Source organism: Pseudomonas sp. KK4, assembly GCF_001984065.1.
In the GTDB taxonomy this organism is placed as follows: Bacteria; Pseudomonadota; Gammaproteobacteria; order Pseudomonadales; family Pseudomonadaceae; genus Aquipseudomonas.
In genome coordinates, this window is the sequence record NZ_LYVP01000120.1 from 1 (window position 1) to 15,805 (window position 15,805).

General features: G+C 63.4%; 12 protein-coding genes and 1 pseudogene. 5 read left to right on the forward strand and 8 right to left on the reverse strand.

All coding sequences use genetic code 11. From position 1 onward, the window contains the following. Nucleotides 1-244: 244 nt before the first annotated feature. The 3 genes and pseudogenes from B0W55_RS31690 to B0W55_RS25030 form a co-directional block, all read right to left on the reverse strand. A complete protein-coding gene (locus B0W55_RS31690) occupies nt 245-1,123 on the reverse strand; it encodes a methyl-accepting chemotaxis protein (RefSeq protein WP_371807294.1) in 879 nt (292 codons plus the stop codon). Beyond that, nucleotides 1,100-2,371: pseudogene (locus B0W55_RS31695) on the reverse strand (HAMP domain-containing protein); the annotation flags it as partial. The pseudogene B0W55_RS31695 and the gene B0W55_RS31690, both read right to left, overlap by 24 nt. A gap of 153 nt (nt 2,372-2,524) precedes the next feature. Beyond that, entirely contained in the window at nt 2,525-3,847 is a 1,323-nt protein-coding gene (locus tag B0W55_RS25030) for a hypothetical protein (RefSeq protein ID WP_077048592.1), read from the reverse strand. Nucleotides 3,848-4,285: 438 nt separating this feature from the next. On the opposite strand from B0W55_RS25030, the gene B0W55_RS25035 reads away from it, so the two are divergent. Together B0W55_RS25035 and B0W55_RS25040 are read left to right on the forward strand one after the other, a co-directional pair. Then, nucleotides 4,286-4,675, forward strand: a complete 390-nt coding sequence (locus B0W55_RS25035) for a cytochrome c family protein (RefSeq protein WP_077048593.1) — start codon at nt 4,286-4,288, stop codon at nt 4,673-4,675. Between the two features lie 43 nt (nt 4,676-4,718). After that, nucleotides 4,719-6,209 (forward strand): aldehyde dehydrogenase family protein, encoded by a 1,491-nt coding sequence (locus B0W55_RS25040; RefSeq protein WP_077048594.1) that lies wholly within the window; start codon nt 4,719-4,721, stop codon nt 6,207-6,209. A 139-nt stretch (nt 6,210-6,348) separates the two neighbouring features. Here B0W55_RS25040 and B0W55_RS25045 read toward each other — a convergent pair whose 3' ends face one another. The 5 genes from B0W55_RS25045 to B0W55_RS25065 all read right to left on the reverse strand — a co-directional run bounded on the left by B0W55_RS25045 (nt 6,349) and on the right by B0W55_RS25065 (nt 12,422). Next, nucleotides 6,349-8,733, reverse strand: coding sequence for a DUF3772 domain-containing protein (locus B0W55_RS25045; RefSeq protein ID WP_077048595.1), 2,385 nt, complete (start codon nt 8,731-8,733; stop codon nt 6,349-6,351). 233 nt (nt 8,734-8,966) lie between these two features. Beyond that, entirely contained in the window at nt 8,967-10,379 is a 1,413-nt protein-coding gene (locus tag B0W55_RS25050; protein WP_077048596.1) for a heavy metal sensor histidine kinase, read from the reverse strand. After that, a complete protein-coding gene (locus B0W55_RS25055) occupies nt 10,376-11,047 on the reverse strand; it encodes a heavy metal response regulator transcription factor (RefSeq protein ID WP_077048597.1) in 672 nt (223 codons plus the stop codon). The genes B0W55_RS25050 and B0W55_RS25055 overlap by 4 nt, the downstream gene beginning before the upstream one ends. A 106-nt stretch (nt 11,048-11,153) precedes the next feature. Continuing rightward, on the reverse strand, nt 11,154-11,411 hold the full coding sequence (locus tag B0W55_RS25060; RefSeq protein WP_077048598.1) for a DUF2790 domain-containing protein: 258 nt from the start codon (nt 11,409-11,411) through the stop codon (nt 11,154-11,156). 240 nt (nt 11,412-11,651) lie between these two features. Beyond that, entirely contained in the window at nt 11,652-12,422 is a 771-nt protein-coding gene (locus B0W55_RS25065) for an alpha/beta hydrolase (protein ID WP_077048599.1), read from the reverse strand. Nucleotides 12,423-12,767: 345 nt separating this feature from the next. On the opposite strand from B0W55_RS25065, the gene B0W55_RS25070 reads away from it, so the two are divergent. The 3 genes from B0W55_RS25070 to B0W55_RS25080 are packed head-to-tail and all read left to right on the forward strand — an operon-like array spanning nt 12,768 to nt 15,750. Further along, entirely contained in the window at nt 12,768-13,733 is a 966-nt protein-coding gene (locus B0W55_RS25070; RefSeq protein ID WP_077048600.1) for a tripartite tricarboxylate transporter substrate binding protein, read from the forward strand. 1 nt (nt 13,734) lies between these two features. Then, nucleotides 13,735-14,217 (forward strand): tripartite tricarboxylate transporter TctB family protein, encoded by a 483-nt coding sequence (locus B0W55_RS25075; RefSeq protein ID WP_077048601.1) that lies wholly within the window; start codon nt 13,735-13,737, stop codon nt 14,215-14,217. 24 nt (nt 14,218-14,241) lie between these two features. Further along, complete coding sequence (locus tag B0W55_RS25080) at nt 14,242-15,750, forward strand: tripartite tricarboxylate transporter permease (RefSeq protein ID WP_077048602.1); 1,509 nt, start codon at nt 14,242-14,244, stop codon at nt 15,748-15,750. Nucleotides 15,751-15,805 lie beyond the last annotated feature (55 nt).

The following is a 15,805-nucleotide window of genomic DNA, read 5'->3' on the forward strand; positions in this document are numbered from 1 at the left end:
CAAGCCCGCTCCCACAGGGATTGGCGGTGAGCACATAATTTGTGCTCGACGATGATCACCTGTGGGAGCGAGCCTGCTCGCGATGGCGGATTGTCAGGCGCTATCCATGTTGGATGTGCCGGCCCTTCCGCGAGCAAGCCCGCTCCCACAGGGATTGGCGGTGAACACAGGATTTGTACTTCACAGCGATCAAAATGTGGGAGCGGGCTTGCTCGCGAAGGCGCCCGTTCAGGCGACAGCCATCTTAAATCCGGAAACTCCCCACCAACTGATTCAACCGCGCCGCCTGTTGCTCCAGCTCGGTACAGGCGCGCAGGGTCGACTGCAGGTTCTCCACGCCTTGCTGGTTGAGGGTGTTGATCCGGGTGATGTCGACGTTCAGGGCTTCGACCACGGCGGTCTGTTCTTCGGTGGCGGCGGCGACGGACTGGTTGACGTTGTCGATCTCGCCGATGCGCTGGGTCACGCTGCCCAGGCGGGTGCCGGCGAGGTTGGCGATGGTGACGCTTTCTTCGCTGTGCTTCTGGCTTTCGGTCATGGTGGTCACCGAATCCCGGGCGCCGATTTGCAGCTCTTCGATCATCTGCTGAATCTCCAGCGCCGAGGTCTGGGTGCGCCCGGCCAGGCTGCGCACTTCATCGGCCACCACGGCAAAGCCACGTCCTGCTTCACCGGCCCGCGCCGCCTCGATCGCGGCATTGAGCGCCAACAGGTTGGTCTGCTGGGAAATGCCCTTGATCACTTCGAGGATCTGCCCGATGTTCACCGTCTTGTCGTTGAGCACTTCGATGTTGGCGCACGACGCACTGATCTTGCCCGACAGCTCATTCATCACCTCGATCGTGCGCTGCACCACCTGACGCCCATCTTCAGCCTGTTGCCGCGCGGCCGAGGCCTGGTGCGAGGCATCGCTGGCGTTGTGGGCAATTTCCTGGGCCGCCGCGCCCAACTGATTGATCGCCGCCGCCACGCTATGGGTGCGGTTCGATTGATCATCGAAATTGCTCAACGACGAATTGGACGCCTCCAGCACCCGACGAGCCCCCTGATTGACCCCCAGCGCCGCCGACGACACCTCGCGCATCGACTGATGAATGCGCTCGACAAAGCGGTTGAACGCCATCGCCAGCTGACCGATCTCATCCCGCGATTGCACCTGCAGACGCCGCGTCAGATCGCCCTCGCCGAGGGAAATATCCTCCATGACTCGGGTCAGCGCTTGCAGCGGCCGGGTGATGCGTTGCGCGGTGTACCAGATCAGCAGCAGGCCGAGCGGGGCCGAGCCGCCACCCAGCAACAGTTCCAGCGCGGTGCTTTGCACGCCCTGGGCATCGAGTTCTTTTTGCAGGGTGGTGACCGGCGCCAACAGCACATCCTGCGGCACGCCCACCAGCACACCCCAGGGCGCCGCACCGGCAATCGGTGCCAGCGGTTCGAGGACCTTGATCTGCTGCGGATCGACAAAGACTGTCGGCTGGCCCTGACCCAGGGCGTCCATCACCTCGGCGCTGTCCATCGGCTGACCCAGGCGACTGACGTCCTGACTGTTGGCGGAGATCACGCCCCGGGGGCTGACGATGCTGATCTGGCCATGGCCGTCGAACAGTTGGCGCGCACTGGCTTCACTGTTGTTTTGCAAGGCAGCGAGATTGATGTCCAGACCCACCACGGCGATCACCTTGCCGTTGTCGAGCAGCGGGAAAGCCACGCTGGTCACCAGTTTGCGACTACCGGAGGCTTCGTCGAAGTAGGGTTCCAGCACACAAGCCTGGCGGGTGTCGCGGGCGCAGGTGTAAAAGGCGTTGTACGGCGCGCCGCTGGGCCCCGGTTCGGTGTTGGCCAGCAGGCCTTCGTCGCCGATCACCGCTTGCAATTCACCGGGTTTGCTTTGCACCCAGTACAGCGAAAAACGGCCTTTTTCGTTGCTGCCCAGATCGGCCTTGTCGACGAAACCCGAGTCGGCACCGTCCAAAGCGTCCGGTTCAAAAACGACGTAAAGCCCGAGCAGGTCGGGCTTGTCGATCAGGGCCTGGTGCAGCTGGGTCGTCAGCTCCTGGCGCAGTTGCGGGCGGGTCAAATGGCCCTGTTGCTGGAGTTGCCGCAGGTAGAGCAAATAGCGCGATAACCCCTGGCCGAATTCATGGGTCTGCATGAAGGTGCGTTGAACTTGCATGGCCTGCACCTTGCCCAGCGCCTGCATGTGTTCCTTGGCCGCCTCGGCGAGCATGTCACTGCTGGCCCGCGCCACTTGCTGGCTGCTTTTGTGGGTCTGGTAAAGCGACAGACTCATCAGCAGCCCCACCACCAGCAACAGGCAGAGGCCGGCGAGGAGGGCGATCTTGCTCTGGATCGTCAGAAATTTTTTCTGCATGGGAAATGCCTTCTTCCTGGAAGCGAACCCGATCCCTTGTAGGAGCGAGCATGCTCGCGATGGACGTCAACGATGACGCGTGCTGCCTGAATGCCCGTGGTGTCCGGGCCTCCATCGCGAGCAAGCTCGCTCCTGCAGGGATTGCGTTCGGGCTTAGAACGTTGTGGCGAAAATCACCTGGCTGTAGAGGTTCCTGTCGTTGTTGCCCAACTGCGTACCGCCCTGGTCGGCGCTCTTGTCCGGCTGGAACAGGCCGATCAGCGGCATGATGCTCAGGTGCTCGTTGACGTGCCATTCGGCGTACAGGTCGGTTTCGTGGCCATCGGTATTGCCCAGGTCGCGGTCGATGGTGTCGAAGTTGAAGTGCATCAGGCCCACGGTCACGTTCTCCAACGGCGAGACCGTGAACTTGAGCTGCTGGATGCGCGAGTTGGAGTTGAACGGGCCGGCGTAGTTACCCGCCACTTCACCCTGGAACCAGGTGCCGAAGCCACGGCTGAACCCGTAGAACAGCGTGTCGTAGCCTTCGGAGAAGCGGCTGTAGCGATAGCTGACATAGGGCGCCCAGTTCACGTCGGAAAAGGTCCAGCCGGCTTCCAGGTACCAGCCGTCTTCCGTCGAGGTGTGGGGCTTGTTCTGCTTGGCGTATTCGCCGGACAGGAACAGGTCCTTGACCCCGGCATTGCCGGTGGCGCGCAGGCTGTAGGTCTTCATGCCGTCGCGTTCGACCTGGATCGGCGAGGCGTACTGCTCGTCGACGTCGTAGGTGTCGATGTAAGTCAGGCCGACGGTGCCGGCTGCGGACACGTGCTCCAGGGTGCCGACGTACATCTCGGTCATGGCCTGGGCGCGGTTGTTGGATTTGAGCCACATCAAGTCGCTGCGCCAGCCTTCCTTGCCGCCGATGCGCAGCACCGCCGTCTCGTCGAACGCCTTGCGCGCCGCCAGCCAGTAGGCGCCCCCGCGATTGAACTCACCGTCGGCCAGGCCCTTGCCCATGTTCAGCGCGTCGCCATCGATCAGGAAACCGTCGCCGACCACGATGTTCTGGCGACCGAAAGAGACGTCGATCCCGTCCGCCCCCAGCACCGGGAACAGATCGGCCGAGCGCCAGCCGAGGTAGGCGTCTTCGAATTTGGTGGTGCGTTCCGAGCCGTCGCTGAAGCCAGCGGCATCACCGTCGCCCCAACTGCCGGAACTGAGCAGGTTCGCCGCGCCGTACGCGGTACCGGCACCTGCCAGGCCCTTGTCGAACGCCAGGCCGTACTTGATGTAACCCTCGCGCCACGACGACGAACCTTCATCGAGACGCCCCGACAGGGCATAGTTTTCCTGGCTATGGAAAACGCCGAACACCGCCTCCAGCGTAGCGTTCAGGTGCGTGTCGCTGTCGGAATACAGTTCGTAAGCTCCGGCCTGCCCGGCGCTGATCATCAGCGCGAGCGTGGAAAGTCGAAGCAAGGGGGACTTGAGCATGGCATGACATCCGTTCTTGTTCTTAGGCGCAGGGTTGCGGTCTTTTTAGATACTAAGGTTCGGATTTCTTTTGCCCTTTTGCCTGTTTGCCAATTAGTTGGCTGTGCATGCCAGATTGCATGGCAACGTGATGGCATGGAGGCTTTGCGAGTACACCCCATCCATTGTGGGAGCGGGCTTGCTCGCGAAGAGGCCGGCACATTCAAGATCACGGTTGACTGACACACCGCCTTCGCGAGCAAGCCCGCTCCCACAGGTTGTGTGGATTCGCACAAGCGCGATCTGGCAGAACCGCCAACACAACTGGCACGCAGGGCAAACCCTGCATTTCGCCGACCGCCGACAATCCTTTCCAACCTGCCGGGGCTGCGTGGTCCTGGCGCTTTCTGTGTTGGCGTTCGTGGCTTGCGAGCGCGTGGATTTTCAAGGTCGTCTCTTATGTTTACCGCCCTGCGTTTGCCCCTCATGGGGTTGTTGTCTTTCACCCTGGCCCAGGCCGCCGTGGCCGCCGACTGCGCGCCGGTCCAGCAGCATGGCGCTGAAGTGTTCGCCAATGAATGTGGCGTCTGCCATTCGGTGACCAAGGGCGCGGTGGGGATGATGGGGCCGAACCTGGCGGGTGTGGTGGGGCGCAAGTCCGGGTCGCTGGAGGGCTTCAACTACTCCCAGGCCATGCGCAGCAAGAACATCGACTGGCAGGCCGAGAACATCGAGCAACTGATCACCCAGCCCCAGGCCTACGTGCCGGGTACCTACATGCCGTACATGGGGCTGGCGTCGGCCGAGGATCGCCAGGCGGTGGTGTGCTACCTCAAAGAACAACATTGATCAGGCCCTGTGCCTGAACAACACATCCAATAAAAGGTGATTTATGAGCAACGTTGAAATTCTGCCGCAGGTGGCTGCCTTCCTCGACCGTCGTCACGGTTGCTTTATCGATGGTCAGTGGGTGCTGGCCGAAGGCGAGCGCATTGCCGTGGTCAACCCGGCCACCGGGCAGACCCTGTGCGAAACCCTGGATGCGCCGCTGGCGATCGTCGAGCAGGCGGTGCAGTCGTCGCACAAGGCCTTCAAGTCCGGCGTCTGGTCGGGGCTGCGCCCGGCGGATCGTGAACGCATCCTGCTCAACTTCACCAACCTGGTGCAGGCCCACGCCGAAGAGTTGGCGCAACTGGAAACCCTGAGCCAGGGCAAGTCGATCAACATGGCCCGGGCGCTGGATCTGAACGCCACGGTGGAGTTCATGCGCTACATGTCCGGCTGGGCGACCAAGATCGAAGGGCAGACCTTCGATGTGTCGATCCCGCTGCCGCCGGGTGCCAAATTCACCGCCTACACCAAGCGTGAACCGGTGGGCGTGGTGGTCGGTATCGTGCCGTGGAACTTCCCACTGCTGATCGCCGCCTGGAAGCTGATGCCGGCGCTGGCCACCGGTTGCACGGTGATCATCAAACCGGCCATGGAAACCCCGCTGACCGCCATGCGCCTGGCCGAACTGGCCTTGGAAGCGGGCATTCCGGCAGGCGTGTTCAACGTGGTCACCGGTGGCGGCGCCTCCGTGGGTGGCGTGCTGACCCAGCATCCGCTGGTGAGCAAGGTGTCGTTCACCGGCTCCACCGCCGTGGGCAAAAGCGTTGGCGTGGCCTGCATGGAAAACATGACGCGCTTCTCCCTGGAACTGGGCGGCAAGAACCCGATGATCGTGCTGGCCGATGCCGACATCGAGAAAGCCGTGCAAGGCGCGATCCTCGGCGGTCTGCTGAACAACGGCCAGGTGTGCGCAGCGGCGTCGCGCTTCTATGTGCACCGTTCGATCCACGACAAGTTCGTCGAAGCCCTGGCGGCGGCGGTCTCGGCGATGCCGATCGGTGCCGGCATGAACGGCGACGCGGCGATCAACCCGCTGGTGTCGCGCAAGCAGCAGCAGAGCGTGCTCAAGCACATCGAACTGGCCCGCCGTGAAGGTGCGCGGGTGGTGACCGGTGGCGAGTTGCTGGAAGGCGACGGCTTCTTCGTGCAGCCGACCATCCTGGCCGACATCGACCACAGCATGGCCGTGGCTCGGGAAGAAGTGTTCGGTCCGGTGCTGGGCGTGATGCCGTTCGACGATGAAGATGCCGTGATCGAACTGGCCAACGACAACCGCTACGGCCTGGCCGCCAGCCTGTGGACCAACGACTTGAGCAAAGCCATGAACCTGGTGCCGCGCATCGAAGCCGGCACGGTGTGGGTCAACGCCCACGTGCTGCTCGACCCGGCGATGCCGTTTGGTGGTGTGAAGCAATCGGGGATGGGCCGTGAGTTCGGGCGGGCGGTGATCGAGGCGTACACCGAGCTGAAATCGGTGTGCATCGCCCATTGATGAGCCGTTGACCGCTCCTGAAAATGAACGCGTACGTGTGGGAGCGGGCTTGCTCGCGAAGGCGGTGGGTCAGTCAGTGAAGATGTCGACTGCTGCACCGCTTTCGCGAGCAAGCCCGCTCCCACCGTTGTTCGTGTTGTCAGGCGGCGGGTGGTTTCGCCAGTTCGATGCCGGCGGCGCCCAGCCGTTTGAGGATCTCGAACAACAGCTCGCTCTTGATCGCCCCCACCGTGCGCGGGCTGGCGACGTAGCCGGTGATGGTCAGGGTGATGCCTTCGGGTTTCAGCTGGCTGAAGCGCACGAACGGCGCCGGTTTTTCCAGGATGGATTCGTGCTCGACGTAGGTGTCGTACAGCAAATTGCGCACCTGCTCGGGGTCGATGTCCAGGGGGAACATCAGTTCCAGTGTCGCCACCCCCTGGGCACTGCCGCCCAACGTCACGTTGCGCAGGTTCTGCGAGATCAGTTGCGAGTTGGGCACGATCACGATCGAGCGGTCGGCCAACTGAATCTCCGTGGCCCGCACGTTGATCCGGCGGATGTCGCCCTCAACGCCGCTGATGCTGATCAGGTCACCCACCTTGACCGGGCGTTCGGTCAGCAGGATCAGACCGGAGACGAAATTCTTGACGATCTCCTGCAAGCCAAAACCGATGCCCACCGACAAGGCGCTGACGATCCACGCCAGATTGGTCCACTGCACCCCCAGCGACGACAGCATCAGCAGGATCACCAGGGCATAGCCGATATTGGTGAACAGTGTGCTCAGGGAGGCGCACATGCCGGGGTCCATCTCGGTTTTCGGCAGCAACTCATGGTCCAGCCAGCGGCTCAGTGAGCGCACGAGCCAGATGCCGATCACCAGCGCCAGCACCGCATGCAGCAGGTTGGCCGGGACAATGTTGAGCTTGCGCAGGCCGTCGCCGCCGAGGATCGCCAGGATGTTGGTGGCCAGTTGACCGAGGGTCGAACCGACGCCCCCCACCAGCAGCGTGATGAACGCGATCAGCAGCAGGGCGGCGCGACCGACGCCGGAGAGGATGACCGAAATCTGTTCCAGCCGCGCATCGCCAATCCCCAGTAACTGTTTAAGCGCCTTGCCGGTGGGGGAACGCGGTGAAAACAGGTATTCGCAGCCGTCCTTCATCAGTTGGATCAGCAGGTAGAAACCGGCAAAGATGATGGACAGCCACACCAGTTCGTAGGTGATGAAGCGCGACAGGGATACGTAGCCGGTCAGCAAGGCCAGCAGCGACACCACCACCGCCACGCTGGCGAAGGCATAAACCACCCCGGCCAGGGTGCGGCCGGTTTCCGGAAGGGTGCCGGCGGCGACCATGGCCCGGCGGGTTTTGTTGACGCGTAGCAAGAGCATGCCGATCAGCCCCGAGATGATCAGCGCGACCAGGCCCCTGACCGAGATCACCACCGCCGAGCTCATGCCGGTGGCATTGGTCATTTGCGCGATCGACACCAGTATCAGCAGCGCGCAGGCCAGGCGGATAGGGAAGGGTTTGAGCGCCAGGGCCACCGGGTCGGCAATCGCCGGCAGCCGCCAGGAAGGATGTTGCGTGGACAGCAACGCCCGGCTCAGGCCGGTGATCAGCACGCAGGTATAGACGATTCGTTCGAAATCCTGGGAAAACCCCGCCAGTTGTGGCGTCAACGCCAGTTCACGGGTGAGGGTGAAGAACAGTATCTGCAAGGCAAGCCAGGCCGCCAATACCGTGGCCACGACCGACGCCAGTGCCAGGGCGCTGCGCCGCAGGCGACCTTCGGGCATGCGATGAATGCACAACCAGGTCAGCCCCCGTTCGGCCAGCCGCCGACCCAGGATCCACAGGGCCAGGGCGGTTGCGAGCAGGAGGCTGGTGAGCAGGCGCTCACCCGGTTGCCAGGTGGCGGCGAGGGTAAAGCCCATCTCCTTGAAGAACGTGTTGAATTTTTGTCGGTCCTCCTGCGGCGGGCTGAGCAGCGGTGCCCAGAACCATGGATTGAGGACGCTTCTGGTTTGCTGCGTCACTTCGGTTTCCAGCAGGCTGCGGCGGATGACGGCGATCTGCGCCAGCAGTTCGGCGGCGCTGGCTTTGATCGCCGTCAAGGTTCTGAGCTTGTCATCGACTTGATTCTTTTGCCCGGTGAGGGCGACCCGTTGTCGGGCGATATCGGATTTTTCCTGTACCGCCTCACCCAGCGGTACGGGGCCCAGCACCCCCAGTTGCGACTGCAGCTGAGCCTGTTCGGGCAACAGCAGGGCCGAAAGTCGATCCACTTCGCGGATCAATGCCTGGACCAGATCCTGCGGGCCCTCCAACTGGCTGTAGTTGCTGGCCTGGGACACTTGCTGCTTGAGGCTGTTGAGCTGGTTCTGCAGGGACTCCAAGTCGCTCTCGGCAACGCTGGCCGATGCCGAGGAGGCGCTGGCGAGCGGGACATCGGGCATGGGCGCCGCCGACAGCGCGGCGCCGCTGGCGCTCAACAGCAGCCAAACGATGAAAACCACTGACCTCAATGCATGGCGCATAGGCATGCCCGACGGGTTGTGAGTCATTTAGCGTATGAGGTTAGGTCATGACTCACATTTATCGAGGCTTTGTTGATCGGGGAGTGGTTGACGACCAAAAGATCCCAGAACCCGTGGCGAGGGAGCTTGCTCCCGCTGGACTGCGCAGCAGTCCCCCTCTTTATGGAAACAAAAAGAAGGGCCGCTTCGCGCCCCAGCGGGAGCAAGCTCCCTCGCCACGGGGTTACGAGGTGCTATTCGCCCTGTTGTCGCGCAGGGAAAAACAACTCGAAGCAGGTCACGCCATCGACGCTGGTGACGCTGCACCCGCCATTGTGCAACTGCATGATCGTCGCCACGATCGACAACCCCAGCCCATTGGAGTGCGCCGAGCGTTCCCGGGACGGGTCGACGCGGTAGAAGCGTTCGAACAGCCGGGGCAGGTGTTCGGCGGCGATGGTCGGGCCGTGGTTGCTGACCTGCAGGCGAATGCCATCGGCAGCCGGGGTGGCGTGCAGGGACAGTTCGGAATCCGGCGCGCCGTACTTGATCGCGTTGGCGCACAGGTTGGCCATGGCCCGGCGCAGCAGCATCGGCTCGGCCCAGATCACGCCGCTGCCCCGGGCGTCGATGCGGATGCCGGCATCCGCCGCCAGCCCCTCGAAATAGTCGGCCATGCGCTCCATTTCGTCGGCGGCATCCAGTTCCTGGCGCTGACGCAGGGCACTGGCCGGGTCGGTGCGGGCCAGGAACAGCATGTTGTCGAGCATCCGCGCCAGGCGCTCCAGCTCCTCGACGTTGGAGGCGAGCAACTGCTGATAGGCCTCGACGCTACGGTTCTGCTGCAAGGCCACCTGGGTTTCTCCCAACAGGTTGTTGATCGGCGTGCGCAGTTCATGGGCCATGTCGGTGGACACCTGACCCAATTGCACAAAGCCCTTGCCCAAGCGGTCGAGCATGGCATTGAAGGCCTCGATCATCGGCAGCAGTTCCCGGGGCGTGCCATGGCTGTGCAGGCGCTCGTTGAGGTTGCCTACGCCGATGCCCTGGGCATGCCGAGCCAGACGTCGCACCGGCAGCAGCCCGCGATTGACCAGGACATAACCGGACAGCGCCAACAGAATCGCCGCAACGCTGGCGAACAGGTAGACATTGAGCCGGTAGCTGGCGAGCACCGCCGTACGCTCGGTCATCAGGCGGCCGGTGACCACTTGCAGATTGTCCTGGTCGTCGGATTCGATGGTCGCCGCCAAGGCCGAAAACGGCACGCCGTCGACGTTGGGCAAATGCTGCACGTCGCTCAGACTCAGCGGGTGATTGAGCGGCATCGGCGGTAGGGTCGGCATGCTCAGGTTGCCCGGGTTGACCACCAGTAACGGCGGCTTGCCGGGCACACCGATGGTCAGCAGGGCTTCGCGGTTGCCGAGCATGTTCTGGAACAGCGCCGGCTTGGTGCGGATCAGCTCCAGGGTATTGCTGTCGTTGAGGAAAGTGCGCAACTGGTCGATGCGCGTTACCAGCGCGGCGTCGTCCCGGCGGATCAGCTCGCGCTCCAGGTCGTGATACAGCGCCACGCCCAGCGCGGTCAGCGAGACAAACGCCAGAAACGCAAACACCAGGGCCAGGCGCAAGGTCAGGGAGTAGTGCAAACCGGTCGGGCTTTTCATGGCTGGGTATCGAAGCGGTAGCCGATGCCGCGCACGCTGTGGATCAGCTTGAGCGGGAACGGGTCGTCGATCTTCAGGCGCAGCCGGCGTACCGCGACGTCCACCACATTGGTGTCGCTGTCGAAATTCATGTCCCAGACCCGCGAGGCGATCATCGAGCGCGACAGCACCTCGCCCTGGTGGCTGGCGAACAGGTGCAGCAGGGCGAATTCCTTGTTGGTCAGGGTGATGCGGGTGCCGGCGCGGGTGACGCGGCGCTTGAGCACGTCGATCTGCAGGTCTTCGATCTGCAATTGCTCGTCTTCGCGGGTCGGGCCACGGCGGGTCAGGGTGCGCAGGCGCGCCACCAGTTCGGCGAAGGAAAACGGCTTGATCAGGTAATCGTCGGCGCCCAGTTCCAGGCCCTTGATGCGGTCGGCGATGTCATCACGGGCGGTGAGGAACAGCACCGGGGTGTCGGCCTGTTTGCGCAGGCGGCGCAGGACTTCCCAGCCGTCCATCTTCGGCATCATCACGTCCAGCACGATCACGTCGAAGTCATGTTCGAGCGCCAGGTGCAGGCCGTCGACGCCGTCGCGGGCCAGGCTCACGGTGTAGCCCAGCTCCTGCAGGCCGTTGAGCAGGTAGTTGCCGGCCTTGGGTTCATCTTCGACGACAAGAATGTTCATGGGATTGGGCCTGGGTCAGCGGATTCGGGTCTGGGCAGGCGGGCTACAGCGGCACGCCGGTGCCGCCAGTGTAGCCCGATCATCCGCCGGGACGCAGGGCTGACGATCAATGATCATTGGTGCAGCCGCTGCCTTCGACCAGGTAGTCCAGCTCATGCTGGCGACCCTGGTGGTCGAGGTAGTTCAGATGGGCCGGAACGATGCCGCATTGTTGCGAAATGTCGGTCTCGCCCACGACCTTGGCCACGTCGAGGTGCACGAAGGCCGCGTCCTTGTCGTGGATCACCGGGGCGCTGTTCTGGGTGTCGGCAAAGGCCGAGCCGGTGGCGAGGAGGGCGGCAAAACCAAGGATGTACAGTTTCATGATCAGTCTCTCTCTACAGGTTTGGGTCACTGTCGGTGCTGACAGTGAGTTCAGGTTAAACAGGTGATGCGAACAGCCGACCAACAGCTCGATGACAAAGTTGTAATAAACCGCGGTCTGGCTCTTCTGTAGGAGCGAGCTCGCTCGCGATGAACGTCGGTACACCGCGTTCATTCAGGCAGCCAGCGTTTTCGTTGACGTCCATCGCGAGCGAGCTCGCTCCTACAGTGGGTGTTGTGTTCAGGGCTGGCGACCGGCGGCGGCGAGGATCAGGTCGGCGATTTCCCTGGAGTGGGACACCAGCGACAGGTGGCTCGACGGCAGCTCGATGGTGGTGGCGTTCATGCGCTTGGCGAGGAAGCGTTCCAGGTCCGGGTTGATGGTCTGGTCCTGGGTGGAGACCGCGTACCACGAGGGTTTGGTGTGCCAGGCAGCGGCGGTGGTGCGGTCGCTGAACAGGGTCTTGGCGATCGGTTGCTGCACGGCGAACAGCTGCATGGCCTTGTCGTGGGGCACGTCACTGGCGAAGTACTTGAGGAAGGCGTCCTGCTTGAGGCTGATGTAACCGTCATGCTCTTCGGTGCCGGCGCGCACGGGCATGGTCGGGTATTTGCTCGAGAGCGCGACGAAGTCTTCCCCGGCATCCGGTGCGCGGGCGGCGACGTACACCAACGAGCTGACCTTCGGATCGACCCCGGCCTCGCTGACCACGGTGCCGGCGTAGGAGTGGCCGACCAGTACCGTCGGGCCGTCCTGCTGATCCAGCACGCGTTTGGTGGCAGCGACGTCATCTTCGACCGACGTCAGCGGGTTTTGCACCGCGGTGACATGCAGCCCGGCGGCCTGCAATCGGCTGATCACATCTGCCCAACTGGAGCCATCGGCCCAGGACCCGTGCACCAGCACGACGTTGTTGGCCTTGACCGGTGCGGTAGTGGCGGCCATGGCCGAGCCCGTGCCCAGCACGAACAGGCTGGCGGCGATCAGGCAGAGTTTGCTCAATGGATTCATGGTGTGGCCCCTTCGTCATCAGTGGGAAGCAGTCACCCGGTGTGGGTGGCTGATGGGGTCACTTTATGAAGCGAAGACGTTGGTCAGGCTGACAAGTCGATGACATGTTTGTCATGCAAAGGCCTGTGCCCAGCGGCAATCAAGGGTGGGAGCGGGCTTGCTCGCGAAGGTGGTGTGTCAGGCAAGGGTGATGGTGAATCTGCCAGCCTCTTCGCGAGCAAGCCCGCTCCCACAGGGAATGGGGCTTGGGTTCAAAGAATTCCAACAATGCTGACCATGGCCTACGCTTATTCGCAGGCCGTTGCACACGGCACCCATAAAAACAATGCAACAGGGAGATAGGCCATGTCTGCTGGTCCAAATCGTTTCGTTCGCTGCCTGGCCGTTGGCCTGGTGGCCGCTGCACTCTCAACGTCCGCGCTGGCGCTGGACACCGTCAAGTTCATGGCCCCCGGTTCCGTGGGCGGTGGTTATGACCAGACCGCGCGGGTGCTGGGCAAGGCGCTGATCGAGGCCGGTGCGGCCAAGTCCGCCACTTTCGAAAACAAGGGCGGCGCCGGCGGTACCCTGGGGTTGGCGCAGTTCGCCAACAGCACCAAGGGCGACCCCAATGCGCTGCTGGTGGTCGGCGCGATCATGGTCGCGGGGATCGAGCAGAACAAACCGCAGATCACCCTCAAGGACGTCACGCCGATCGCCCGACTGTTCACCGAATACAACGTGATCGCCGTGCGCAAGGAGTCGCCCTACAAGACCCTCGATGACCTGATCAAGGACTTCAAGGCCAATCCGCCCAGCATCACCTGGGGCGGCGGCTCCAAGGGCTCGATCGACCATATCGGCATCGCCGAACTGGCGGGCAAGCTGGATGTGCCGGTCAACAAGGTCAACTACATCGCCACCGGTGGCGGCGGCGAAATCGTCGCCCAGACCCTGGGTGGCCAGATCAAAGTGCTCACCGGTGGCTACGCCGAACTGGGGCAATACATCAAGAACGGGCAGATCCGCGTGCTGGCCATCGGTGCGCCGGAGCGGGTGCCGGGGATTGACGCGCCGACCCTCAAGGAAAGCGGCTACGACGTGGTCATCGGCAACTGGCGCGGCGTCTACGGCGCGGGCGGCCTGACCGCCGAGCAGCGCAAGGAAGTGACCGATGCGGTCCTGGCGGCCAGCAAAAGCAAGGTCTGGCAGGACAACATCCGCACCAACGCCTGGACCGAGAGCGTGCTGACCGGTGATGACTTCGGCAAGTTCGTCGACGAGGAACATGTGCGGCTGCGGGCGATGCTGGTCAAGGTCGGGCTGCTTTGAGATGGCCGTGCCACGCACAGGGGTGCCCACGCAACTGGCGGTCGGCCTCGGCCTGATCGCCCTCAGCGCCGTCCTGGCGGTGGGGGCCTACCGCTTTCCGCCGGAGATGGGCTTCGTGATCCTGCCGGCCTACGTCTACCCCTACGTGGTCGCCGGGTTTCTCGCGGTGGTGGGGGCGGTGCTCAGCTATCAGGCGCTCACCGGCGGTTTTCGCGAATTGGACAGCGGTAATGGCGTGATCGCCGGTGGCAAAGCCGGCGCGGCCTGGGTCACCGGTGGGCTGGTGGGGGTGGCGGTGCTGATCAACCTGATCGGTTTCGTGCTGGCCGCCGGGCTGCTGTTCGCCTGTTCGGCCCGGGGTTTTGGCAGTCGCCACCCGCTGCGCGACCTGGCCATCGGCATTGCCCTGACCCTGCCGATCTACTGGCTGTTCAACGCTGGGCTGGGGGTTTCCCTGCCGCCGCTGGTCAACACCTGGATCTGATCCGGGGCGAAGGAGATCGACCGCGTGGACATTCTTTCAAGCCTGTTGATGGGTTTTTCCTCGGCGCTGACGCCGATCAATCTGATGTGGGGCTTCATCGGCTGCCTGCTGGGCACCGCCATCGGCGTGTTGCCGGGTATCGGGCCGGCGCTGACGGTGGCGTTGCTGTTGCCGATCACCGCCAAGGTCGACCCCACCGGGGCGTTGATCATGTTTGCCGGGATCTATTACGGCGCGCAGTTCGGTGGCTCCACCACCTCGATTCTGCTCAATACGCCGGGGGAATCGTCGTCCATGGTCACGGCCCTGGAAGGCAACCTGATGGCGCGCAATGGCCGGGCAGGGCCGGCGCTGGCCACGGCGGCGATCGGCTCGTTCGTGGCGGGCACCATCGCGACGATCCTGCTGACGTTGTTCGCCCCGGTGGTCGCCCGGCTGGCGCTGAATTTCGGCCCGGCGGAGTACTTCGCGATTCTGGTGCTGTCCTTCACCACGGTGTCGGCGGTGCTGGGTGCCTCGATGCTGCGCGGTTTCGCCTCATTGGGGATAGGCCTGACCGTGGGTCTGATCGGCCTGGATTCGACCTCGGGGATCGCCCGCTACACCCTGGGTGTGCCGGAGTTGGTCGACGGCATCGAAGTGGTGCTGGTGGCGGTGGGTCTGTTTGCGGTGGGGGAGGCGTTGTACAGCCTGCTGTATCAGGAGGAAAAAGAAGAGGGGCGGCATCGCCTGACCTCGTTGTGGATGACCCGCGCCGACTGGAAACGCTCGGTGCCGGCCTGGTTGCGCGGCACCTTGATCGGGTTTCCCTTCGGTTCGATCCCGGCCGGAGGTGCGGAGATCCCGACGTTCCTGTCCTATTCCACCGAACGCAAACTCAGCAAATACCCCAAGGAGTTTTCTGCCAATAAGGGCGAGGGCGCGATCGAAGGCGTCGCCGGCCCGGAAGCGGCGAACAATGCCAGCGCCACCGGCTCGCTGGTGCCGTTGCTGACCTTGGGCATCCCGACCTCGGCCACCGCGGCGATCCTGTTGGCGGCGTTTCAGAACTACAACCTGCAACCGGGACCGATGCTGTTCGAAACCTCCGCCGATCTGGTCTGGACCCTGGTGGCGTCGCTGTACATCGGCAACGTCATCCTGCTGGTGCTGAACCTGCCGCTGGTGGGGCTGTGGGTCAAACTGCTGCAAATCCCCCGGCCTTACCTGAACGCCGGGATCCTGGTGTTCGCCACCATCGGCGTGTATGGCATGCGCCACTCGTCCTTCGACCTGTTGCTGATGTTGGCCATCGGCTGGGCCGGGGTGTTGATGCGACGTTTCGACTTTCCGGTGGCGCCGGTCATCGTCGGCATGCTGCTGGGGCCGATGGCCGAAAAACAACTGCGCAATGCCCTTTCCATCAGCCAGGGCGATTGGATGATCTTCGTCACCCAACCCATCTCGGCATTCTTCATGGCCCTGACCCTGCTGGTGCTGGTGGTGCCGCACCTGCTGCATGCCCGCGGCATCAAGCTGCACGAGGATGATTGAGCTTCCCGCGTACACCACACAACCACTGTGGGAGCGGGCTTGCTCGCGAAGGCGT